Genomic DNA, 21,544 nt, shown 5'->3' with positions numbered 1-21,544 from the left:
TCCTATGTCCGGAATGGCCACAGGTGGAAAGTGCGGCGGACGCGGCGCCAGATTTCGGCCAGTCCGTGCGGTTCGAAGATCAGGAACAGAACGATCAGCAGGCCGAACACGATGGTGCGGACCGGCGACAGGATCAGGGTGGTATTGCTGGAGATCGGCAGCCAGCCGATGACGATCTTGAGCAGCTCCGGCACCATGGTCATGAACACGGCGCCGAAAATGCCGCCGCATATCGTGCCCATGCCGCCGACGATGACGGCGGCGAGAAAGAAGATCGACATGATGAGCGGGAAGCTTTCGGGCGTGACGATGCGGAAGAAGTAGGCGAACATGCCGCCGGCCACGCCGGCATAAAACGACGACAGTGCGAACGACATCAGCTTGTAGCGCAGCAGCGGAATACCGAGCACGCCGGCAGAGATGTCCCGGTCGCGGATGGCGATGAAGGCGCGGCCGATGCGGGTACGGAAAAGATTGGCCGCGCCGAACAGCATCAGGACGGTGAGCGGCATGATGATCCAGTACAGGCGGAACGAGGTGTCGAGCGCGAATCCGAAGAATTGCGCTGGTGGCACCGCAAGGCCGCCGGTGCCGCCAGTCAGGCTGGCCCAGTGCGAAAAGGCGAAGTGGGTAATGAAACCCGCCGCGATGGTGGCGATGGCCAGATACAGTCCCTTGACCCGCAGCGAAGGCAGGCCGACGATGATGCCGCCTATCATCGCCACCACGCCGCCAGCCAGCAGGTTAAGCAGGAAGGGAGATCCAAAACGTATCTGCAGGATGGCGACCGTATAGGCTCCCAGCCCCATGAAGGCCGCCTGTCCCAGGCTGACCAGCCCGGTATAGCCGGTCAGCAGATTCAGGCCGGTGGTGCTGGCAATATTGATGGCCACCAGGCAGGCCAGGTACAGCCAGTATTCGCCGGCGAAAAAGGGAAATGCCACAAGCAGGATGAGCAGCAGCACGAACCAGGCGCGTTGCGTGGCGCTGTCGAACAGTGCTTCATCGGCGGCATAGCTTTCCTTGGCGGATCCGATGCGCATTACAGCCTCTCGATTTCATGGGTGCCGAACAAGCCATAGGGCCGGATCAGCAGGATGGCGACCAGCAGAATGAAGGTGGCAAGCAGCTTGTATTCGCCGCCGAGATAAGCGCCGGCCCAGGCTTCGATCAGGCCGATGATGAGGCCGCCGACCAGCGCGCCTGCCACGCTGTCGAGTCCGCCGAAGATCACCACCACCAGCACCGACAGGCCGAACACGCCCATCGTCGACGAGATGCCGCCGATGGCGCCCACTACGATGCCAGCGACGCCGGCGATCACCGCCGCGAAACTCCAGGCCAGCGAAAACATGCGCGGCACATTGATGCCCATCGAATAGGCGGCCGCCTGGTCCGACGCCGTCGCGCGCAGCGCAACGCCGCCGCGCCAGTAACGAAAGGTCAGCAGCACGATCGCAATCAGCGCGACCGCTATCCAGAAACCGTAAAAGATCTTCGGCGCGAGAAACGCTTCCCCGAGCCGTATTGGCGCCGAGGGAAAGAATTCCGGCAAGCGTCGCTGGTCGGCGGTCCAGATCAGTTCCACCAGACCGACGAGTATCGATGACAAACCGACCGTCACCATGAAGGATGCGATTGGCGATTCGCCCAGCATGGGCCGGATCACCGTGCGCTCCAGCACCATGCCGAGAACTCCCATGGCCGCCAGCGCCGCCGGCACCGCCAGCCAGATCGGCAGACCGGCGCCCGCGGAAAAGGCGAAGAACAGATAGGCACCCGCCATCAGCATGTCGCCGAGCGCAAGGTTAACCACGCGCGTGGCCTTGTAGATAATGACGAAGGCCAGCCCGGTCAAGCCGTAGAGGCCGCCGGTGCCGAGGCCGGCCAGCGAAATTTCCAGGAGAAAAAGCCAGTCGAAATTCATGCCGCGCTCCGGAAGCCGGGCTTCTCGCTTGCGGGCGCCGTACGCTTGTACCTGGCGCGCAGCGCATGCACGTCGCCGGAGCCAAGGTAGGCGCGGATTACTTCCGGGTTGGCCTGCACCTCGGCGGGAATGCCGCTGGCGATCACCTGGCCGAAGTTGAGCACCACGACATGATCCGACAGGTCCATCACCATGCTCATGTCATGCTCGACCATCAGGATGGTGACGCCCCACTCGCGCCGCACCTCAAGGATGAAGCGAGCCATGTCTTCGGTTTCTTCGCGGTTCATGCCGGCCACCGGCTCATCGAGCAGCAGGATCTGGGGCTTCATTGCGAGCGCGCGCGCCAGTTCGACCCGCTTCTGCAAGCCATAGGAAAGCGAAGCCACCGGCGCCTTGCGGATGTGATCGATCTCCAGAAAGTCAATGATGCGCTCCTCGATCTCCTGCCGCAGCCGCTCCTCCTCGCGGCGGGCGCGAGGTGTGAAGAACAGCGCACCGAGCGGACCGGTCTTCAGGTGGCAGTGCCGGCCCAGCTTGATATTGTCGAGCACTGTCATGCCGCGAAACAGCGCAATGTTCTGGAAGCTACGGGCCAGGCCGAGTGCGGCCCTCTGCGGCGGCGCCATGCCTGACAGGCTCTTGCCGCGGAACAGGATGTCGCCCGCGGCGGGTTTGTAGAAACCGGAGATGGTATTGAACACCGAAGTCTTGCCCGCTCCGTTAGGACCGATTACGGAAGTGATGCTGCCTTCGGCAACGTTGAAGCTGACGTCGCTCAACGCCTTGACGCCGCCGAACTGAAGCGTGACGCCGCGCACGTCGAGAATGGAATCATTCGCTACTGCCTGCAAGTTTGTCTCCTCTTTTTATGCAGTGCATCGATGTTTCTTCCGAATTGTGGCTGCTTCCCGCGGCCGTTTATTTTATCTACTCGCGGGTAACTTTGAAAAATACTAGCACACGAAATTCGATTCACAAGCAGCAGCTGAAAAAATATTGGAAGCGGCCTGCATGCCTACGCCTCACCAGGACCTTGAATTTATAGGCTGTATCAGCCTATCGGCATGAGAAGACGCTCGCCTGTTCCAAACCTGCGGCAATAATTCATTCATTACTTCTCAGTAAGGCTTTCGGATTTTTATGATTGCATTGCAGAAATCTTGAGCCGCTGCAGTCGGGAAAGCGCATGTGTGCGCTTGTGTACAATTCCATAGTCGCTTTCATCATGGCCCATCACCGAGGCCCAACCGCAGCATATCGAGGAGACTGAACATGGCAGGGTTTCAAATCCGTAGCACATCGCCGCCGCCTTCTCCGCAAAGCATAGCCGGATTGCATGCGAAATCCGCTGCCTTCGCGGGCGCTGTTAGCGCGAGTCTTCCATGCTGAGCGGAGGATGTTTCTGCGGTGCAGTGCGATATGAGGCAGATGGCACCCCCTTCCACGAGACCAACTGCCATTGCGACATTTGCCGGCGCACATCAGGAGCACCCATGGTGGCCTGGTTCAGCGTGCCGCGCCCCGGTTTCCGCCTGGTCGCCGGCAATCCCGCGCGCTTCCGGTCGACCGCCAGCGGCACACGCAGCTTCTGTCCGCATTGCGGCACCCAGCTCACTTTCGAGAACAGCGACATGCCCGACGAGATCGATGTCACCATCGCCAGCGTTGATGAGCCGGATCGGCTTCCGCCCAGGGACCATACGTATGTCCGCAGCCGGCTGAGGTGGGTCAGCCTGGCCGACCGGCTGCCGCAGTACCAGAAGATGCGGGACACATGAAGCGTCACGTCGTTCTGCCGTCGCCGCCGCTGCGGCCTCATGTGCGCAACATCATGCTCGGGGAATTTTCCAGCACGGGCAGCCACCTGCCTGCCACGCCTGACGTACAGCTGGTGATCTACCTGCGCGGCCGGGCTGCATTGATCGGGCGGTCATCGGAAGAGGCGCTGCCGCTGGCCTTCATTACCGGACCGTGCCTGGCACCCCGCAAGTTTCATGTGGAGGCCGGCAGCAGATTCGTGGGCATCACGTTCCGGCCATCCGGTTTCTCCGCCTGCTTCGGATTGCCGGCCAACCTGTTTTGCGACCGTACCGTCGATCTGGAAGATGCCCTGCCGCATGGCGTCGCCGCGCAGCTGATGGACGAGCTCCGCGAGGCGGCGCAGATGAGTGCGGCCGTCAGGACAGCGGAGGAATTCCTGCTGCGATGTCTGCTTGACGGGCGCAGGCGCGATGGAGGACTGCCTGCCCTCGCACTGGAACGGCTGCTGCTGCCGGCGGCCGCGCTTGCCGACGAGCTGTCGCTCGGCACGCGCCAGCTGGAGCGCCGCTTCCTTGTCAACTATGGCATGCCGCTGCGCGACTTCCGCCGGCTTGCCCGCTTCTCATCCGTGCTTGCGCAACTGCTGGCCGGCACGCCGGCCAGCCTGAACATGGCCCGCATCGCCGCGGAGGCTCATTACGTCGACCAGGCGCATTTCATTCGAGACTTCCGCCAGTTCGTCGGCGACACTCCGGGCCGCTTCCTAAAGGCGAGGCAAGAGGAAGGCTCCATCTACAGCCTGTGGCAGTTTAACTCGTCGGAACTGCCGTCCTTTCTCGACTGACGCACCGCATGTCGTGTCGGTACAATCTTTTGCCCGGCATTGCGGTTAAGGTTTCCAATCTCGATAAAGGATACCGACATGAATGCTCCTTCGCTGGAAGCCGACGGCTACCTGCTGACCTCCGTTGACGCGGTTCTCGCCGGCGCGCGCAGCAACAGCATCTGGTACCTGTCATTCGGACTGGCATGCTGCGCCGTGGAGATGATGCAGGCGGCGGCATCGCGCTATGACATGGACCGCTTCGGCATCATGCCGCGTGCCAGCCCTCGCCAGGCGGACCTGATGATCGTGGCCGGCACGCTGACCAACAAGATGGCACCGGCGCTGCGCAAGGTCTATGACCAGATGCCCGAGCCGAAATACGTGATCTCGATGGGCACCTGTGCCAACGGGGGCGGATACTACCACTACTCCTACTCGGTCGTGCGCGGTTGCGACCGCATCATTCCGGTGGACGTCTACGTTCCCGGCTGCCCGCCGACGGCCGAGGCGCTGATCTACGGCATCCTGCAGCTGCAACGGAAGGTGAAGCGTTCCAGGGTGATCGCCCGCTAGGTGCATATGCCGTTATGACGTTATGCGGCTATGCCGCAGCGAAGGATCAGGGCTCGACGGCGAATCCCACGACGCGTTCCGTTGTGGCTATCGTACCGATCCGGGTCGCCTTGCCGTTGTCAAGATTGATAACGTACCACGAGGATTGCGGCTCGCCCGGCCCGCTGGCCGCCATGAATGCGGCGCCCGACACATCGGCGATGTCGAAAGACACTTTTTCCATCGGGCCGGTGCCGAGTGCGCCAACCGTGTACAGGCGGCCGGTATTGGGCGAGACCGCCGGCGACACGCCTTCCCGGCTGCCTTGTGTTACCAGTGCGCGGTGCTGCGCATCGATCGCGAAATTCGTTGTGATCTTTTCATCCTGCTTGTTGTAGCTGTAGCCCGCTGCCACGATTGCCGGCACCTTCCCCGCATGAGTATCGCCCGGCGCATAGGACAGCGTACCGTCAACCTGCACTCCCGGCGCATTCGGATCGCCGTCGACCACGGCACCGGTATCCGGATGCAGGCGCATGTTTTCGCCCTTGCTGTTGCTCACCACGCGTATGCGATCGACCGTCGGATTGAAGTCGAAACCGACCTCCGGGCCGGTCGGCATGATCGCGACCGGGGCGCTGCCTACCATTGTCACGGCGCCATTGCCGGTATTGATGCGGTAGAGCCTGCCACTGCTTCCCAAGCCGTACAGCCAGCCCTTCGCAACCCTGTAATCGATGCCAAGCAGGACTTCGCCTTTCTGCAGGCCGGCGAGCGGCAGGCTGGAAAGGATTTTGCCGGGCTGACCGGCGTTGAATTTAACCAGTTGGTTGGAAGATGTGACCGCATGGATAGCCTCCTTGAGCGGCGCACCGTGCTGTGCCTGCTGTTCCCGCTGCAGTCCGGCACAGCCGGCAACCGCCGATGCGACGGCGATGAGGAGCGCGGCTTTGGTGCCGCGTGGAAGGTCGAGTGTCATAGGCTTTGCCCCAATCGTTGTTCAGTGGTTGTCATATGGTTCGCCGCTCAACAGATTCGGGAGCGAAAGCCAGCCTATCCTTGATGCCCGGCGGCAGCTTCGAGGCCGTAGGCGGAGTGATCGCTGCACCTAAAGGATACCTCAAAGAAAGTTGGCCGGTTTATGCTCCCCGTGAACTGATGCGCTGGATGCATATGGCATTGCGGGGAGCCATACGCTGGAAGACATGGCGAAGGTCAAGGCAAAGGCATGAAAGCGCACTACCATAGGACTGGAATCATCCTTAACGGCTGGGAGTCGCCATCATGTCTTGCCGCAAGTTCCGTTTCCTGCTGACGCTGTCCGGTTTGGCCGCCGCCCTGAGCGCGGGTGCTCAATCCGGCCAACACGACCCTGTGGCCTCGCGCTACGAATCCGAGCGCGCCGCATGCGCATCGATTTCCGAACCCGAATCACGTTCTGCCTGCCTGCGCGATGCAGCGGCCGCATACGCGGAAATGCGGTCGGGACAGCCTGTCGAAGATGCTGCGGTCTATCAGCGCAATGCGCTTGCTCGTTGCCAGGCATTGCCGCTAGCCGACCAGGAATTGTGCAGGCGACGCACCCTGGGCGAAGGAACGGTCAGCGGCAGTGTTTCAAGCGGCGGCATCTATCAGGAATACCGCGAAATTATCCTGCCTGACGCCGCACCGGCTTCAAACGCTTCGAAGCGCTAGTGCTTACCGCCCGCTTCATGAGTGGCAGCGGCAGGCTTTCCTTCCGCATGCAAGAAAGCAGAAGGCAGCAGAGAACTCATTCGCACATAATTAATTTATTAATTAATAATAATTTAATAGAAGAAGATATATGTCATTAGCAAGGCAAAATGTATTTTAATAATTAATTATTAAGAACGAACACAAGCGTCTTGCACGCCGATCACATATCGTATCGGCGCCTCCCGCGCGAACCGCCGCCCCTTTACGTGCATGACATGTCAGAGTCATTCATTCCTTCCAGCCTCTCCACTCTATAGAGGTGGATCTGTCCAAGCCAACTCAAGCATCTTGAATTTCAGCCTAATTATTAATTTTATTTATATCTTTTGGATCTCCATCCCGAATGAAGCATTGCTTTAATACACTATTTCAACCAGGTAATTATTTATTAAATATTTTGCCTTGAGGCAATAAAAAATTGTCTTTTAGAAAACGAAACCGATCTGATTTTCGTCAATTTGGTTACAGCTGGAAATGTGACTATACGGATCACCTAAGTAACTAATTGTAAATTTAAGTTACGAGATATAACTAAGAACGCAAGGGAGGCGTGATGATCCGCAGCGCAGGAGCTGGCCTACAGGCCGTCGCCATTGCATTTGCAGCAGCATGGCCGTGTCTGGTGCAGGCCGCCGACGCCGCGAAACCCGCGCAGGACCCGAGCTCGGGAGTCGTTCTTAACCAGACTGTAACGGTAGGCGGACAGGATTTCTTCCGCCACTTTTCTTCCGCATGGCGCGATTCGCCGCTTAGTGAGAGAGTCATCGTTATTGTCAGGGAGCAGCCATCCGCACGACTGGGAAACCTGGTGTGGATTGAATTCAGTCAGAAGAAAGTATTCCAGGCTAATCTTCCGCCGTCGCGGGAAAACATTAAGAGGATGGGCAACGATGCCGCATCCGTGGTTCAGGAAGCAGTTGTCAATGCAGAAGTAGAACAAGCCACACTGGTCGACATCGACCTTGCAAAAGAAGAAATCTAAAAGCTTAAAAGCATCACCAGGGAGAAGTCATGAAACCGACATGCATTAAAGGCATGGTGGGGATCGGCTGCGCGCTTGCCGCCCTTTCCACTCTTACGGCACAAGCCACCGAACTCGTTTACGTTCCCATCAATCCGTCGTTCGGCGGAAGCCCCCTTTATGGAAGCGTTCTGCTTGGATCGGCGCAGGCCACCACCAAGCACAAGGAAGCGGATTCCTCCGGGCTTGGCGGTGCGGGCCAGGATCCATTAAAGCAATTCAATGAAACGCTGGAGCGGGCCGTATTAAGCCAGCTGGCTTCCTCGGCAACCTCGAAGATTCTTGTCAACGGCCAGCTCGTGCCCGGCGCCATAGAGACCGGCAACTTTCGTATCAATGTGGTCGACTCGGGCGGCGGCTCCCTGACCGTGACCACGACCGACAAGGTTACCGGCGCCTCGTCTTCCTTCATGGTGGGCAAATGAGTGCGCGCAAAACCCTGGTGGGCCCGATCTGTGCCGCCGCCATGCTGCTGTTATCCGGCTGTGCCGTCAGCCATCCGCCGTCCGGCGTGACTGCCGAAGCGCAGCTGACTCCCGCGACGCCGATGTCGCGCGACCTGGCGCGCCTTCCCGCGCCTGCCGGCAAGATTGCCGTCGCGGTGTACGGCTTCCGGGATCAGACCGGACAGTACAAGCCCTCGCCTGACAGCTCGTTTTCCACGGCAGTGACGCAGGGCAGCACCTCGCTGCTCATCAAGACTCTGAAGGATTCAGGCTGGTTCATCCCGGTGGAGCGCGAGAATCTTCAGAATCTGCTGACCGAGCGCAAGATCATACGCGCGCTCGAAACGCCGCAGCCCGCCGAGACGCCAAGGGCGAATGTTCCCGCGCTGCTGTCGGCATCCCTGCTGATCGAGGGCGGCGTCGTTGCTTACGAGAGCAATGTGCGCACCGGCGGCGCGGGGGCGAAGTATCTCGGCATCGGCTTGTCGACCCAGTACCGTGTCGACCAGGTCACCGTGAATCTTCGCACGGTCGATAGCCGTAACGGAGAGATCCTGCACAGCATCTCCACCACCAAGACCATTTATTCGTACGAGATCCGTCCCAGCATCTTCAAGTTCGTCAACGTGAAGGACCTGGTGGAGATAGAAGCCGGCATGACCCGCAACGAACCCGCCCAGATGTGCGTGGCCGAAGCGATCGAAGCGGCGGTGCTTCACCTGATCGCCAATGGGATCAAGAGCAAATCCTGGGCGCTCAAGAGCGAAGGCGAGATGTCGAATCCGGTGCTCGCGAAGTATCTGGCTGAACAGGAACATCGCCTCAGCCCGAAAGACATGGAACTGGTGGAAGCTTCGAGTGGCGACGCCGACTGGGCGGGCGAACGGGTCGAGCCGGCCAGAGTGGCCGTGGCGGCATCACAGAGGAAATCGCTGAAATGAAACCGTTCAACATCTATGCCGCGCTTGCCTGCCTGCTTCCCCTGCTTGCGGTCGCCGCGAGCGATCTTGCCGGCAGTGAATTTCCACGGGGGGATTTCGACCTGTCCGGCGCGGCCGGCAGCATCGCAGGCATCAACCAGGCCGGTAGCCGCAATACCGCCGGCATTTCACAGTCCGGCCTCGCCAACAGCGCATTGATACGCCAGAGCGAAGTCGCCAACAATGCCCGCATCGATCAGCAGGGACGGGGTAATCAGGCATCGCTCTGGCAGCAGGGGATGGACAACAACGCATTGATCATGCAGAGCGGCTCGAACAATCTGGCCGCCGCCGCGCAGAACGGCCGGCAGAACGACTCCGTGATCCTGCAGGCCGGCAGTGGAAACAATGCCTTCGTCAGTCAATCCGGCGCCAACAACAAGGCGGAAATCCAGCAGGCGGGCAACGGCCTGAAAGGATCCATCTCTCTTAACGGGAACAACATGAATGCATCAATGAGCCAGCGATAAGGGGCGCTGACTCAGTCATACACTCGCCTCCCCCATCACAAAAACGAAAGGGTAATTACAATGAAATTCACAATGACATCCGCAGCCTTCGCCATCGCCCTCGCCTTCGGCACTACAGCAGCCCACGCAGATGTGGCAACGATCAACCAGACAGGCGTCGACAACAACGCCTTCACCTCGCAGATCGACAACAGCGGCGCAATTGCCACCACCAACCAGGTCGGCAACGGCAACCGCGCCGGCAATCAGGCAAATGGCACCGGCGGCATCCGCCAGGAAGACAACACCAACGTGACGGCCTATATCGAACAGATCGGCTCGAACAACCTCGCCGCGCTGACCCAGACCGATTCGCGCAGCACGACCGGCACCGTGCTGCAGCATGGTTCGGGCAACGACGGCGCCATTACACAGGATGACGTCCGCTATTCGAGCGCAACGATTCACCAGGATATCGACAACAACTATGCACGCGTGCGCCAGGACAACAGCAGCTATGTCAACGCTAACGTATATCAGTTCGGCACAAGCAACAGCGCGATGATCGAGCAGATCCAGCGCAGCGAGTCCAGCGTTGCGAGCGTGACGCAGATCGGCAGCCAGAACCGCGCGGGCGTCCTGCAGGCAAATGCCGACATGTCCAGTGCCACCGTGTCCCAGGAAGGCAACAACAACAGCGCGACCGCGATGCAGCAATATGGCCGCAACCTGTCGGCATCCATCACCCAGGACGGTTCGCACAACAATGCCATCACCTTCCAGACCGGCTATAACCAGGAAGCCATCGTTCGCCAGGACGGCAGCGGCAATCAGGCTTACGTGACCCAGGCCGGTTTCAACGACTACGCACTGGTAAGCCAGACCGGCAATAGCCACCTGGCCTATGTCAACCAGATCGGCACCGGTTACGATCGCAATGTCGCCTCTGTTTCGCAGCGCAACTATGGCCATCAGGCTTACATCAACCAGGTCGGCAGCGGCAACCGCGCAGGCATCCAGCAGCGCTGATCCGGACTGAGCCGGTCAAAAATACACTCCTGAAAGCAGTTTGGCGGCCCTTGGGCCGCCTTTTTTATTGGCGCGTACAACCTGCCTCAAGCCGACGCCAGAGTTGTCTCCCGTACCGCCCTATTCTCCCCGGGAACCATTTTCTTTCACGTCGCCACCCATAGTCACTGCCAACATGCGCAGGAGCAGCAATTCCAATTGTGATTTGAAAGGAAAAGAATATGGGTACACCTAGCGTACAAGGCACCGGCAACGGTCAGGTGCCAGGATTCCAGGAAGGCGGCTCGATGAGCCAGCAGGCGATCGACAAGATGAGCAACGATCAGCTTGTCAACCTTTCCAAGACAGGCTCGGATATCGACAAGAAAAATGCCGTTGCCGAACTCACTGAACGTTTAGGAGGCGGACCTGAGAAAGGCGAGAAGGGCGAGAAGGGCGAGAAAGGCGAAAAGGGGGCCGAGAAGGGCGAGAAGGCCGGCGGCGCGGAAAAGCCTTCATCAACCGGAAGCAGTTCCCTGGATGAGGACCTGAAGAAGATCCTGGAAAAGCTTGCTAAAGGAGAGCCGCTGACGCCGGAGGAAGAGCAAAAACTGAAGGCGGCTTTGGGAGGAGGTAATGATCCCTCCAGCCAGAGCATCAGCCCGGATAAGATTGGCGATCCGCAAGGAGCCCCTCCGCAAGTACCTGTCTAAAAACGAAAAACCGAGATGGCTGGCGGCATGACGGACGTCCGCCGGCTACTCCTGAACAAGACGATTTCCAATCTCGGGTCCGCTTCCTGATGCGATTCGGACAGCGAGAGGGATTGCCCGTCGAAAAATCAAATGAGAGCGAGACCAATGTCAAGACGGTATCTTATTGTGGGCTATGAAGCCAGAGATCATGCGATTGTATGGAAGCTTGCACAATCGCCCAAGGTGGACGCGGTATACGTCCATACCGGCAACGTCGCCATGGGAGCTTCGGAAAAGGTGCATTTCGTTTCAGAACGGTCGTATGAAGAGCTCGCGCAGTTTGCCTTCGACCACCAGATAGATTGCACCATCGTGGGCGACACTTCGTTCATGGAATCCGGAATCGCAGATCTCTTCTTGAAAAGTGGACTGGCGATTCTTGGCGCATCCCAGGCGGCTGCCGCTCTGGAAGGATCGAAGCTGTTCGGCAAAAGCTTCATGCATAGGCATGGAATTCGCACTCCGCGCCATTCTGTCTGTGCCAGCCCGTTGGAGTGCCAGAAGTATCTGGAAGACGCCAGTTACCCTGTCGTTCTCAAGTCCGACCTGCGTATCTCGAGCGACAAGAGCGCCGTGGTGTCCATGAACAAGATCGATGCCGCAAGTGCGTACGCCGACATCTTTCTTGCGCAGAGAGCAAAGGACATAGAATGCCCGCCTGTCGTGCTTGAAGAATTTGTTGCAGGCAGGGAGGTCAGCTATACCATTCTCATGGATGGAACCGATTGGGTTCCATTGGCCGCCGTCAGGGATTACAAGCGGGTGCGCGACAACGACGAAGGCCCGAACACCGGCGGCATGGGGAGTTATTCCCCGGTACCGTGGCTTACCGCGGACATTGAAAACAAGATCAAGGACCAGATCGTGCTGCCGACGATGCGCGGCTTGCAAGCGGAAGGCTTGCAGTATCGCGGGTTCCTTTATATCGGCATCATGGTTGACCGACAGGGCGACCCGTGGGTACTCGAGTACAACACGCGCATGGGCGACACTGAAGCGGAAACCATACTCATGCTGCTCGACGACGATTTTTCGGACGTGGTCAATCGAGCCGCGAAGGGCAGCTTGAAGGATTTGCGATTGAAATGGCGTGAAGGATGCGCCATCAGCATTGCGGTAGCGCCTCCAGGCTATCCCGAAACCGTGATCGAAACGCCGGCGCACTTTCCCTTCCCGCAGGGCGAAGACGTGATGTGCTTCGGATCGATTTTAAGGACATCGAAGGACCATGGCATCGGCAGCGGCCCGGGTCGCCTGGCGTGCGTGACAGGATTTGCATCCAATGCCGACGACTGCAGGAACAAGGTCTACGAGACCGTCAAGAGACTCGACAAGGATGGGCGTTTTCATTCCCGTTCCGATATTGCGCTGGAGCTAGTATCTTCCCGTCCGGTTCCGGCCATGTCTGAAGCCGCTCAAGCAACTGAAGCAGCTGAAGCGGCCGGCGTGGAAAGCTGATGCCGCGTGAGGCGCAGCGGAGCGGCAATGCAGGCTATCATGGTGCCTGTCCATTGCCGCCATGCCGCACGCTCCATGACTATCAATTCCGACGATCTTGAGTACTTCATCCGCGTCGCCTCGACCGGCAGTTTTTCGCGCGCCGCGCTGGAACTCGGTACCGATCCTTCGACGCTGAGCCGGCACATGGCGCGTCTGGAAGGCGCCTATCATGCGCGACTGTTCCATCGCAGCGGGCGGGGAGTGGTTCTGACGGAAGCAGGCATGGTGCTGCTGGAACAGGCCAGGCAGGTGGCTGCCAGCCTGCAGCAGGCGCGCCATGCCTTGCATGGATTCGCGTCGAAGGGGCCGCGCCAGGTCGTGATCGCTGCGCAGCCGACGATTGCCCGGATGTCGTTCGGGCGCGTGGGGCGCGCATTGAAGGCGCAGTTCCCGGAGACGCGGGTACGCTTCGTGGAGGGACTGGGCACGCATATCCTTGAATGGCTTGCCAGCGGTGAAATCGACATCGCCATTCTCTACATGCCCGCGCATGCCGGCGGCCTGAAGGTAGACATGCTGCTGCGGGAACCGGTGCGGCTGGTCATGCCGGCGCATTACGCGAACGAAGGAGACACCTTCGATACCGCCCGCCTGGGCGAGCTGCCGCTAATTTTGCCGAGCACGCCGCACGGCCTGCGCCTGCTGGCGGAATCACTGGCATCCAGGGCCGGCGCCGTGCTGAACATCGCGCTTGAATGCGACGGCTCGACCAGCGTCACCAAGCGCCTGGTGGAAGAGCGTTGCGGCTGCACCATCCTGCCGCTGGCCGCCGTCGCCGCCGAGGTGGCCCAGGGCCGCCTGCGCACCGCGCGGCTCGTCAATCCGGAAGTAGTGCGCGACGTCGCGATCGCGACCGCCAAGAACAGGCCGCCGGTGGCGCAGCTCTGGAACGTCATCCAGACCATACGCGGCGAAGTGGTCGACTGCGTGACTGCCGGAGACTGGCCTGACGCAGAGCTGATCCATTCCGCCGAACTTGCCGAGGCATCCCGCTCCACTTCGACGTTCCAGCCGGATGATCCTCCTTAAGACCCATCAATGAGCAAGGTTCAGCGCATTGCGATTTCGGACAGCGGTCCCGGCGCAGTGCCGCGATGTGCCCGCACCAGGGCGGCGGACTGATCCATCTGCGCGAGCGTTTCCGCATCCATCGGCACGGCATCCGCGCGCGCAGCGCGCATGGCTTTCTCCGGCTCGCCCGGCATCAGGATGGCATCGCTGCCCTGCTGCAGCGGCGCCGACTTCACCCATTCGACGAACGCATTGAATTCATCGCCGAACACTTCTCCGGTCCCCATCCTGGCGGGATCGAACACGATGGCAAGCATGTTGTTCCAGATTGCATGCTTCATCGTCAGGTGCTGCGGACGGGTGGTTTCGCCGCCGACCAGCGCGGCGCCCAGCAGTTCGCACACCATTGCCAGCGCATAGCCCTTGTGGCCGCCGAACGGCAGCAACGCACCCGGCGCCGCGCCGGCGGCCGGAAACATCACGCCGGGATCGTCGGTAGGCAGGCCTTGCGCGTCGAGCAGGGATGCCGGCGGCACGCTGACTTTCTTGTTGTGCGCCACGCGCACCTTGCCCAGCGCGATGGCGCTGGTGGCGAAATCGAGGACCACCGGCTCGCGGCCCTTGACCGGCACGCCGACCGTAAACGGATTGGTGACGAAGCGGCCTTGCGTGCCCCCATGCGGAGCGACGATCGGCTTGCTCACCGCGTTGGTGAAATGCACCGAGATCATGCCCGCCGCCACCGCCTGCTCCGCCCAGTGCCCTACCCTGCCCAGATGGTGCGAATTGCGCAGGCCCATCACGCAGACGCCGTGTTCGCGCGCACGGGCAATGGCCAGTTCCATTGCTTCGTGGGTCACTGCCTGGCCCATGCCGCGCCTGCCATCCAGCATCAGCATGGTGCCGCCGTCGGTGACGGTCTCGGCATGCTGGTTGAGCTGCAGCTCGTTGGCCAGCCAGGAATTCACGTAGCGCGGCACCATGCCGACGCCGTGGGAGTCATGGCCGGCAAGATTGGCGCCGACCAGGTGCGCGGCCGTCAGTTCGGCTTCCTGCCGGCTCGAGCCGGCGGCCAGCCAGAGGTCGATGACCCATTGCCTCAGTGCCGGGGTTGGAATCAGACATTCACTCATGGATAAACTTCATTCGTTAGATGGGGATGCGACGCGCACTTGAGGCACGCGCCTTGTTGATTCCTTCCTGTTCATTCCGTCTTGATGTTGGCGCTCTTGATGAGTTGCGCCCACTTGGCGACTTCGGATTTCTGGAAGCTGCCAAGTTCCGCCGGACCCGCGCCCGACGGCTCGACGCCCAGCGCCGACAGCCTGGCCTTGATCTCCGGGTCCTGGATGATCTTCCCGATTTCCGTGGACAGGCGCTGCACCACCGGCTGCGGCGTGCCGGCCGGCGCGAATACCGCTTGCCAGGACACGATTTCATAGCCGGGCACGCCAGCTTCCGCGAGCGCCGGCGTATCGGGGAGTTGCGACGCCCGCTTGGCCGAAGTGACCCCGAGCGCCCGGATCTTGCCGGACTGGATCAGCGGCACGGCGGCGAGAATGTTTTCGAAAACCAGGTCGACTTCTCCGCCCATCAGCGCCTGCATCGCAGGTGCGCTGCCTTTATAAGGCACGTGGACCATCTTGGTGCCGGTAATGGACTGGAACAGTGCGCCTGACAGATGCTGGGAGGTGCCGTTGCCGGATGACCCATAGTTGACGGATTCCGGTTTGGCCTTGGCCGCAGCTATCACGTCCTGCACGCTGCGATGCGGGCTGTTGGCATTGACCACCAGTACATTCGGCAAGGTGCCGATCAGCGTTACCGGCTGGAAGTGCTTTACCGGATCGTAGGGCATCTTGGAATACAGGCTGGTATTGATCGAATGCGAGCTGATGGTACCGCCGACCAGCGTATGGCCATCGGGTGCCGCCTTTGCAACGAAATCCGAACCGATGTTGCCGCCGGCACCAGGCCGGTTTTCGACAACCACCACCGTGCCGAGCGCCGGGCCCAGTTTGCTGGCAATCAGGCGGCCCAGCACGTCGGTTGTGCCGCCGGCGGCGAAGGGAACGACATACGAGATGTTCCTGGACGGCCATTTCTCCTGCGCCGACGCATTCAAGGCCGTAGCCGCCAAGAAGATGCCGCATGCCCAAGCCGACAAATACTTGCTTGTCTTCATGATTGTGTCTCCAGTTTTATAGTCGCCGGTATCGTGGCCCGGAATGGAGAAAATATACGCCAAATGCGATGTTGTAAGACAAGCGCCGCCATGCATCTTTCACATAGCAGAAATGCAGGAATGCAGTCACTAGCTGCTGCCGGTTTTTGCAACAATGCGGACAGCGGAGTACGCTATCGCTACCTGTCCGGCCCGTACCCAAACCCTCACAGCCAACTTTCTACTGCCTACTTATGAACCATCCCGACACCCATGCAATGAAACCTATCCTGGCCGGCGGAACTCCGGCGCCACGCTCGGGCGGACGCGTCCTTGTAGACGCGCTGCGGCTGCAAGGCGTGGAACGCATCTTCTGCGTTCCCGGCGAAAGCTATCTCGATGTGCTTGATGCGCTGGTCGATGTGCCCGAGATCGAAACCGTCGTGACCAAGCACGAAGGCGCGGCGGCCAACATGGCTGAAGCGGACGGCAAGCTGACCGGCAAGCCCGGCGTGTGTTTCGTCACCAGGGGGCCGGGCGCGACGCATGCGAGCATTGGCGTGCACATCGCGTTCCAGGACTCGACACCGATGATCCTGTTCATCGGACAGGTCGCTCGCGAACATCTCGGCCGGGAAGCTTTCCAGGAAGTCGACTATGTGCAGATGTTCGGACCGCTGGCCAAGTGGGTGACGGAAATCGATGATCCTGCGCGCATACCGGAAATCATGGCACGCGCCTTCGTGTGCGCCACCACCGGCCGACCCGGCCCGGTCGTGATTTCACTGCCTGAAGACATCCTTGGGGAAATACTGGAGATCGGAGACGCGCCCGCGTGCCGGCCGGCACAGCCTGCGATCGCACCGCAGGACAGTGCATTGCTGCTGCAGGAATTGCAGGCCGCGCAGCGGCCGCTGGTCATACTCGGCGGCACCGGCTGGAATGAACAGGCGACACGCGATTTCGCCGATTTCATACAGCGCTGGAACCTGCCGGTGGCCTGCGCCTTCCGCCGCCAGGATCTGTTCGACAACCGCGACCGCCATTACATCGGCCACCTCAGCCTCGGCGTCAATCCCGCGCTGGCCGCACGCGTGCAGCAGGCCGACCTGATCCTGGCGGTCGGCACGCGGCTCGGCGATATCACGACCAATGGATATACCCATCTGGTGCCGCCGCAGCCGGCGCAGCGCCTGATCCATATCCATGCCGATGCGGGCGAACTCGGCCGCGTCTATCAGCCCGCCCTGGCCATGGTTGCCTCCATGCCGCAGGCGGCTTCCATGCTGGCAGGCCTGCAGGCGTCCTCAATGTCGGGAGCGCCGGCCTGGTCCGCCTGGACCGAGGGCGCGCGCGCCGAACACGATGCCTTCATCGTTCCGCCTGCGCGCCATGAGAAATACCAGGGCGTCAGCATGGCCTCCGTGATGGACCATCTCAACAAGACACTGCCGGACGATGCCATCCTGACCAATGGCGCCGGCAACTATACCGTCTGGGTACACCGCTTTTACCAGTACCGCCGGCCGCGCACCGAACTGGCTCCGACCTGCGGCGCGATGGGGTACGGATTGCCCGCATCGATCGCGGCCAAGCTGCGCCATCCCGAGCGCACCGTGATCTGCTTCGCCGGCGACGGCTGCTTCCTGATGTATCCGCAGGAAGTGGTCACCGCGCTGGAAAACAATGCGGCCATCATCGTGATCGTTGTCAACAACGGCATGTACGGCACGATCCGCATGCACCAGGAGAAGCGCTTCCCCGGCCGCATCAGCGCCACCACCATCGAACCGCCGGACCTGACGGCCATGGCGCGCTCGATGGGTGCCCATGCGGAACAGGTACGATCGGATGACGAGTTTCCGGAAGCTTTCGCGCGGGCAGCCGCCAGCGGCAAGCCGTCGGTGCTGGAACTGATCGTGGACCCGCGGCAGATTACGCCGCAGATGCGGCTTGCCGAGGATGCGCCCCTGGCATGAAATGAGATGAGCTGAGATGAGGTGCGCCGCGGCGCAGGCGAGACGCCGCGGGAAAAGCCGGAAAGATGCTCGGGACAACTGCCTCGGCTTATTTGCTTCGGCTTATTTGAGTCAGCCTGGATGCATCAGGAAAGCTGCGCCGGCGTTCCGGCTGGTTCTTCGTATTGCAAATGCCGGAACAGCTTGCGCCGTACCAGGAAATGGGTCGCCTCTCCCGCCGGCACCGGCCGCGAGATCAAATAGCCCTGCACCTCATTGCAGCCGAGCGCCTGCAGCACCTGGAGCTGCTCGGTCGTTTCCACCCCTTCGGCCACGACATGCATGCCGAGGATATGCGCCATCGACACGATGGTCATGAAGAAGGCTTCACCGGTCTCGCCGTTGGCAAGCTCGCGGGTGAATGCCTGATCCACCTTCAGCACATCGAGATCGAGCCGCTGCAGCTGCGCCAGCGACGAGTAACCTGTGCCGAAATCGTCAACTGCAACGCGTATGCCGCAGGATTTGATGGCATCGATGTCCTGCGCGACTTTCTGGCTGTCCTGCAGCATACAGGACTCGGTGATCTCAAGTTCGAGCAGCTCCGGCGCGACGCCGTGTCGCGCGAGGCTGGACATCAGCACCGACTTCAGGTCGGCATGGGCAAATTGCTTCGGCGAGACATTGACCGATACCGGCACCGCCTGCAGCTGCTGATTCTGCCAGGCAGCGATCTGCGCGCAAGCCTGGTCGATCACGATCTCGCCGATCTGCACGATCAACCCGGTCTCTTCGGCCAGCGGAATGAATTCACCCGGCGACACCATGCCGCGCAGGGGATGCGCCCAGCGCACCAGCGCCTCCATGCTGGTCAGTTCCCCGGTCGCGGCATTGACGCGCGGCTGATAATGCAGCAGGAATTCGCGGTTGTCGATCGCATGCCGGAGCGCGTGTTCGGCGCCGATCCGGTTGACGATGCGCTCGGTCTGCTCGGGCGTGTAGAAAGCGCAATGTCCCTTGCCATTGTTCTTCGCCACATACATCGCGGTATCGGCATGCTTGAGCAGCGCCTCCATCGTCTTGCCGTCCTGGGGAAACAGGCTCGCGCCGACCGATGCCTGCATCGTGTATTCGAATCCGCCCGTCACCCGGAATGGAACGGACAGCAGGCTGAGGATGCGTGCCGCGACATCCGCGGCGTCTTGCCGGGTCTGCGCCTGGCCGAGCACGATAGTGAATTCATCGCCGCCGAGACGTACCACATGATCGCCGGTGCGCAGCACCGAGAGCATGCGCTGGCCCGCCTGCTTCAGGATGTCGTCGCCCGCCGAATGCCCCATGGAGTTGTTGACGTCCTTGAAATTATCGAGATCGAGATAAAGCACCGCAAGCGAGGCTTGCTGCCGGCCCGCTTCCTCGAGCAGGCGCGGAAGGTGCTGGGAAAGCCAATACCGGTTCGGGAGCTGGGTCAGCGCATCGCGATTGGCCAGGTCGCTCAGCGTGCGTTCATGTTCCTTGCCTTGCGTAATGTCGCGCATGGTGATGGCGATACCGTCGCCGGAACGAACCAGCCTACGGTGCACCCAGAAATGGCCTCCGTTGACCTGCATGCGGAATTCATCCTGGTGGAATCCCTTGTGCATGGCATCGCGGTACACCTGCATCACGCGATCCTGCATCTTTCCCGAATACAGCCGCGAGAAGCGCACTTCCAGCAACTGCTCCTTGTCCAAGCCGAGCATTTGGGCGCCGCGCTCATTGCAGTTCTCGACGACGAAATCGGTAATCTGTCGATCGCTTCCATACAGCGCGCGCGCCATGAAGAATCCCTCCTGCGCACCCTCGGTCGCGAGGCGGTAGGTATCGGTGATGATCGCCGTCTGATGCTTGCGCCACGCGAGCCGTCCAATGAAGATGCTTCCCACGATGCCGATCAGCGCCAACAGAAACACGCCGCCCGCGGCAAGACTCATGTAATCCCGGCGCAGCGCTTCATAAGTGGCATACACGTCTTCCTCCGCCATCGCCACCACGGAGACGAACGCATACTTCTCAAGCTTTTGCCAGGCGACGATGCGCGAGCGGCGATCGAGAAAGCGCTCGGCCGGAGCCACATGAACGCCCTGCGAACGCTGGAAAACCGCAGGACTTGTCGACAGGCGCGAGTACTGGCGAATGTTCTTGCCGGTCTTCATCGCAATGATGTCGCCCTTGTCGTTGAGTACCGCCAGTACGTCGTTGGAACCTTCGGATGCCTTCTCGTAGAAGGAGGCAAGGAACTCCGGGGCGACGCCGGCATAGACAATGCCGTCGAAGCGGCCCTGGCTGTCGGTCAGCGCCCGGCTGAAAATCACGATTGGTTTGCCAACGATGCGGCCGTGATCGATTCGCGTGATCTGCAGGCCGGACACCTTCCCGTCCCGGTGCGCCCTGAAGTAGGTCCGGTCTGACAGATCGACGTTAGCCGAGCGCTTGAGCAGGCCGGTGAGCACCTTGCCATGCTTGTCCACGATGCCGAGTGAAAAATTGTTGGTGGACGGATACAGGCCCTGGCTGGCCTGGTCTTCGAGACGCAAGGTGCCGTTGCTCTTTTTCCAATAGTAGGCGAGCGTCAGCGTGATCTGGTCGAGCTGGTCGGCACTGCGGGAAAGCTGTTCTGCGTAGGAATTGGCCAGTGAACGGGCATCGCGGAATGCCTGCGCGCGGCTCCTGTCTTGCTCTGTCTCCAGCCGCGACAGCGACAGCATCCATACCGCGGCGGCAACCAGCATGCATGCCGCAGGCCAGCCAATGATCAGCCAAAGACTGCCCTTGAGGAAGCGAAATTGCGTTAACGCGCTCCTGACCTCATCGGTCTTGTTCTCGGTCTCCAAATCTTCTCCGATTGCCCGATGTCTCGTTATGCCCGCACCAGTTTGCGCAGTGCCGATGGCAGGAGCATAGACGTTTTTCCATGGCAAGGAAAGCATAGTGGCTGGTTGAGCCTGCGGCGCGGCGTCAATAGCAACACGCGACGGCAATTCCAATCACCTGGAGGATGACGGTTTTTCAAGTGGCGTTCCTGCTGTGCGAGGTTTGCTCGAGTCATGACAGTATTTCGCAGCGGCCCGAGGCCGGCGATTCATGGACATCCGGCGCGTCGGGCGCAATCATTGCCGCACTCTCGGTGGAATGGAGTTGACAAGGCAGGCAGTTCTTCCCGTCCTGCTCGAATTGTCTCGACCGTTGTAAAAGTCATGGACGGAGATTGCAGAATTCAGCTATCCTCCTTATTTCCGCACGGAAATCAGCAGCGCCTTTCAGAACGCCCCCGCCTCCGCCGTTCGATCGCTGCGCCTTGTATTGAACAAGCCGCGTGTTCGAAAGCATCCGCAAGACCGATGGTCATTCCAGTCTTGCCAGTACCCGGGAATTCCCGACCTGCAGTGACAACTCTCCGGCCTTGC

20 protein-coding genes are annotated in these 21,544 nt (G+C 60.6%); 13 read left to right on the top strand and 7 right to left on the bottom strand.

Translation table 11 applies throughout. From position 1 onward, the window contains the following. Positions 1-2 precede the first annotated feature (2 nt). From RY831_RS12105 to RY831_RS12095, 3 genes are read right to left on the bottom strand one after another with little or no spacing between them, the layout of a single operon-like run. Complete coding sequence (locus RY831_RS12105; RefSeq protein ID WP_326506601.1) at positions 3-1,043, bottom strand: branched-chain amino acid ABC transporter permease; 1,041 nt, start codon at positions 1,041-1,043, stop codon at positions 3-5. Continuing rightward, complete coding sequence (locus tag RY831_RS12100) at positions 1,043-1,927, bottom strand: branched-chain amino acid ABC transporter permease (RefSeq protein ID WP_326506600.1); 885 nt, start codon at positions 1,925-1,927, stop codon at positions 1,043-1,045. Before RY831_RS12100 ends, RY831_RS12105 begins: the two co-directional genes overlap by 1 nt. After that, positions 1,924-2,781 carry an ABC transporter ATP-binding protein gene (locus RY831_RS12095; protein ID WP_326506599.1) on the bottom strand — a complete coding sequence of 286 codons (858 nt, stop codon included), beginning with the start codon at positions 2,779-2,781 and terminating at the stop codon, positions 1,924-1,926. Before RY831_RS12095 ends, RY831_RS12100 begins: the two co-directional genes overlap by 4 nt. A 531-nt stretch (positions 2,782-3,312) precedes the next feature. On the opposite strand from RY831_RS12095, the gene RY831_RS12090 reads away from it, so the two are divergent. The 3 genes from RY831_RS12090 to RY831_RS12080 all read left to right on the top strand — a co-directional run bounded on the left by RY831_RS12090 (position 3,313) and on the right by RY831_RS12080 (position 5,090). Beyond that, positions 3,313-3,708: a GFA family protein gene (locus RY831_RS12090; RefSeq protein WP_326506598.1), complete on the top strand. Its 396-nt coding sequence runs from the start codon at positions 3,313-3,315 to the stop codon at positions 3,706-3,708. Continuing rightward, the gene (locus tag RY831_RS12085; RefSeq protein ID WP_326506597.1) at positions 3,705-4,535 is read left to right on the top strand and encodes a helix-turn-helix domain-containing protein; all 831 of its coding nucleotides are present in this window, start codon (positions 3,705-3,707) and stop codon (positions 4,533-4,535) included. Before RY831_RS12090 ends, RY831_RS12085 begins: the two co-directional genes overlap by 4 nt. A 78-nt stretch (positions 4,536-4,613) precedes the next feature. Continuing rightward, a complete protein-coding gene (locus RY831_RS12080; RefSeq protein ID WP_326506596.1) occupies positions 4,614-5,090 on the top strand; it encodes a NuoB/complex I 20 kDa subunit family protein in 477 nt (158 codons plus the stop codon). 46 nt (positions 5,091-5,136) lie between these two features. On the opposite strand, the gene RY831_RS12075 is transcribed toward RY831_RS12080, so the two are convergent. Continuing rightward, a complete protein-coding gene (locus RY831_RS12075; protein WP_326506595.1) occupies positions 5,137-6,048 on the bottom strand; it encodes a DUF4394 domain-containing protein in 912 nt (303 codons plus the stop codon). A gap of 305 nt (positions 6,049-6,353) precedes the next feature. Here RY831_RS12075 and RY831_RS12070 point away from each other — a divergent pair, with 305 nt between their 5' ends. The 9 genes from RY831_RS12070 (at position 6,354) to RY831_RS12030 (ending at position 13,994) form a co-directional block, all read left to right on the top strand. After that, the gene (locus RY831_RS12070) at positions 6,354-6,764 is read left to right on the top strand and encodes a hypothetical protein (RefSeq protein WP_326506594.1); all 411 of its coding nucleotides are present in this window, start codon (positions 6,354-6,356) and stop codon (positions 6,762-6,764) included. A 595-nt stretch (positions 6,765-7,359) separates the two neighbouring features. Then, positions 7,360-7,788, top strand: a complete 429-nt coding sequence (locus tag RY831_RS12065; protein WP_326506593.1) for a CsgE family curli-type amyloid fiber assembly protein — start codon at positions 7,360-7,362, stop codon at positions 7,786-7,788. A 29-nt stretch (positions 7,789-7,817) separates the two neighbouring features. Continuing rightward, on the top strand, positions 7,818-8,252 hold the full coding sequence (locus tag RY831_RS12060) for a curli assembly protein CsgF (protein ID WP_326506592.1): 435 nt from the start codon (positions 7,818-7,820) through the stop codon (positions 8,250-8,252). Continuing rightward, positions 8,249-9,214 (top strand): CsgG/HfaB family protein, encoded by a 966-nt coding sequence (locus tag RY831_RS12055; protein ID WP_326506591.1) that lies wholly within the window; start codon positions 8,249-8,251, stop codon positions 9,212-9,214. Before RY831_RS12060 ends, RY831_RS12055 begins: the two co-directional genes overlap by 4 nt. Next, positions 9,211-9,723: a hypothetical protein gene (locus RY831_RS12050; protein WP_326506590.1), complete on the top strand. Its 513-nt coding sequence runs from the start codon at positions 9,211-9,213 to the stop codon at positions 9,721-9,723. The genes RY831_RS12055 and RY831_RS12050 overlap by 4 nt, the downstream gene beginning before the upstream one ends. A gap of 72 nt (positions 9,724-9,795) precedes the next feature. Continuing rightward, positions 9,796-10,731 carry a hypothetical protein gene (locus tag RY831_RS12045; protein ID WP_326506589.1) on the top strand — a complete coding sequence of 312 codons (936 nt, stop codon included), beginning with the start codon at positions 9,796-9,798 and terminating at the stop codon, positions 10,729-10,731. Positions 10,732-10,952: 221 nt separating this feature from the next. Continuing rightward, on the top strand, positions 10,953-11,423 hold the full coding sequence (locus RY831_RS12040; protein ID WP_326506588.1) for a hypothetical protein: 471 nt from the start codon (positions 10,953-10,955) through the stop codon (positions 11,421-11,423). A 147-nt stretch (positions 11,424-11,570) separates the two neighbouring features. Further along, positions 11,571-12,923, top strand: a complete 1,353-nt coding sequence (gene purD, locus RY831_RS12035; RefSeq protein ID WP_326506587.1) for a phosphoribosylamine--glycine ligase — start codon at positions 11,571-11,573, stop codon at positions 12,921-12,923. A 75-nt stretch (positions 12,924-12,998) separates the two neighbouring features. Continuing rightward, positions 12,999-13,994: a LysR family transcriptional regulator gene (locus RY831_RS12030; RefSeq protein ID WP_326506586.1), complete on the top strand. Its 996-nt coding sequence runs from the start codon at positions 12,999-13,001 to the stop codon at positions 13,992-13,994. Between the two features lie 20 nt (positions 13,995-14,014). On the opposite strand, the gene RY831_RS12025 is transcribed toward RY831_RS12030, so the two are convergent. Continuing rightward, positions 14,015-15,109: a malate/lactate/ureidoglycolate dehydrogenase gene (locus RY831_RS12025; RefSeq protein WP_326506585.1), complete on the bottom strand. Its 1,095-nt coding sequence runs from the start codon at positions 15,107-15,109 to the stop codon at positions 14,015-14,017. 71 nt (positions 15,110-15,180) lie between these two features. After that, positions 15,181-16,161, bottom strand: coding sequence for a Bug family tripartite tricarboxylate transporter substrate binding protein (locus RY831_RS12020; RefSeq protein ID WP_326506584.1), 981 nt, complete (start codon positions 16,159-16,161; stop codon positions 15,181-15,183). Positions 16,162-16,394: 233 nt separating this feature from the next. On the opposite strand from RY831_RS12020, the gene RY831_RS12015 reads away from it, so the two are divergent. Next, positions 16,395-18,119, top strand: a complete 1,725-nt coding sequence (locus RY831_RS12015; protein ID WP_326506583.1) for a thiamine pyrophosphate-binding protein — start codon at positions 16,395-16,397, stop codon at positions 18,117-18,119. 125 nt (positions 18,120-18,244) lie between these two features. Here the strand turns inward: RY831_RS12015 and RY831_RS12010 are convergent, their stop codons facing one another. Continuing rightward, positions 18,245-20,971, bottom strand: coding sequence for a bifunctional diguanylate cyclase/phosphodiesterase (locus tag RY831_RS12010; RefSeq protein WP_326506582.1), 2,727 nt, complete (start codon positions 20,969-20,971; stop codon positions 18,245-18,247). Between the last annotated feature and the right edge of the window lie 573 nt (positions 20,972-21,544).

It is taken from the genome of Noviherbaspirillum album, from assembly GCF_035916955.1.
Lineage (GTDB): Bacteria > Pseudomonadota > Gammaproteobacteria > Burkholderiales > Burkholderiaceae_D > Noviherbaspirillum > Noviherbaspirillum album.
The sequence above is the reverse complement of the archived record's forward strand: the minus strand, read 5'-3'. Positions and strand labels throughout refer to the sequence as shown.

Coding starts and splice junctions, on each gene's coding strand:
- RY831_RS12105 (WP_326506601.1), bottom strand. CDS start 1,043: ATGCGCATCGGATCCGCCAAGGAAAGCTATGCCGCCGATGAAGCACTG.
- RY831_RS12100 (WP_326506600.1), bottom strand. CDS start 1,927: ATGAATTTCGACTGGCTTTTTCTCCTGGAAATTTCGCTGGCCGGCCTC.
- RY831_RS12090 (WP_326506598.1), top strand. CDS start 3,313: ATGCTGAGCGGAGGATGTTTCTGCGGTGCAGTGCGATATGAGGCAGAT.
- RY831_RS12085 (WP_326506597.1), top strand. CDS start 3,705: ATGAAGCGTCACGTCGTTCTGCCGTCGCCGCCGCTGCGGCCTCATGTG.
- RY831_RS12080 (WP_326506596.1), top strand. CDS start 4,614: ATGAATGCTCCTTCGCTGGAAGCCGACGGCTACCTGCTGACCTCCGTT.
- RY831_RS12075 (WP_326506595.1), bottom strand. CDS start 6,048: ATGACACTCGACCTTCCACGCGGCACCAAAGCCGCGCTCCTCATCGCC.
- RY831_RS12070 (WP_326506594.1), top strand. CDS start 6,354: ATGTCTTGCCGCAAGTTCCGTTTCCTGCTGACGCTGTCCGGTTTGGCC.
- RY831_RS12065 (WP_326506593.1), top strand. CDS start 7,360: ATGATCCGCAGCGCAGGAGCTGGCCTACAGGCCGTCGCCATTGCATTT.
- RY831_RS12060 (WP_326506592.1), top strand. CDS start 7,818: ATGAAACCGACATGCATTAAAGGCATGGTGGGGATCGGCTGCGCGCTT.
- RY831_RS12055 (WP_326506591.1), top strand. CDS start 8,249: ATGAGTGCGCGCAAAACCCTGGTGGGCCCGATCTGTGCCGCCGCCATG.
- RY831_RS12050 (WP_326506590.1), top strand. CDS start 9,211: ATGAAACCGTTCAACATCTATGCCGCGCTTGCCTGCCTGCTTCCCCTG.
- RY831_RS12045 (WP_326506589.1), top strand. CDS start 9,796: ATGACATCCGCAGCCTTCGCCATCGCCCTCGCCTTCGGCACTACAGCA.
- RY831_RS12040 (WP_326506588.1), top strand. CDS start 10,953: ATGGGTACACCTAGCGTACAAGGCACCGGCAACGGTCAGGTGCCAGGA.
- purD (WP_326506587.1), top strand. CDS start 11,571: ATGTCAAGACGGTATCTTATTGTGGGCTATGAAGCCAGAGATCATGCG.
- RY831_RS12030 (WP_326506586.1), top strand. CDS start 12,999: ATGACTATCAATTCCGACGATCTTGAGTACTTCATCCGCGTCGCCTCG.
- RY831_RS12025 (WP_326506585.1), bottom strand. CDS start 15,109: ATGAGTGAATGTCTGATTCCAACCCCGGCACTGAGGCAATGGGTCATC.
- RY831_RS12020 (WP_326506584.1), bottom strand. CDS start 16,161: ATGAAGACAAGCAAGTATTTGTCGGCTTGGGCATGCGGCATCTTCTTG.
- RY831_RS12015 (WP_326506583.1), top strand. CDS start 16,395: ATGAACCATCCCGACACCCATGCAATGAAACCTATCCTGGCCGGCGGA.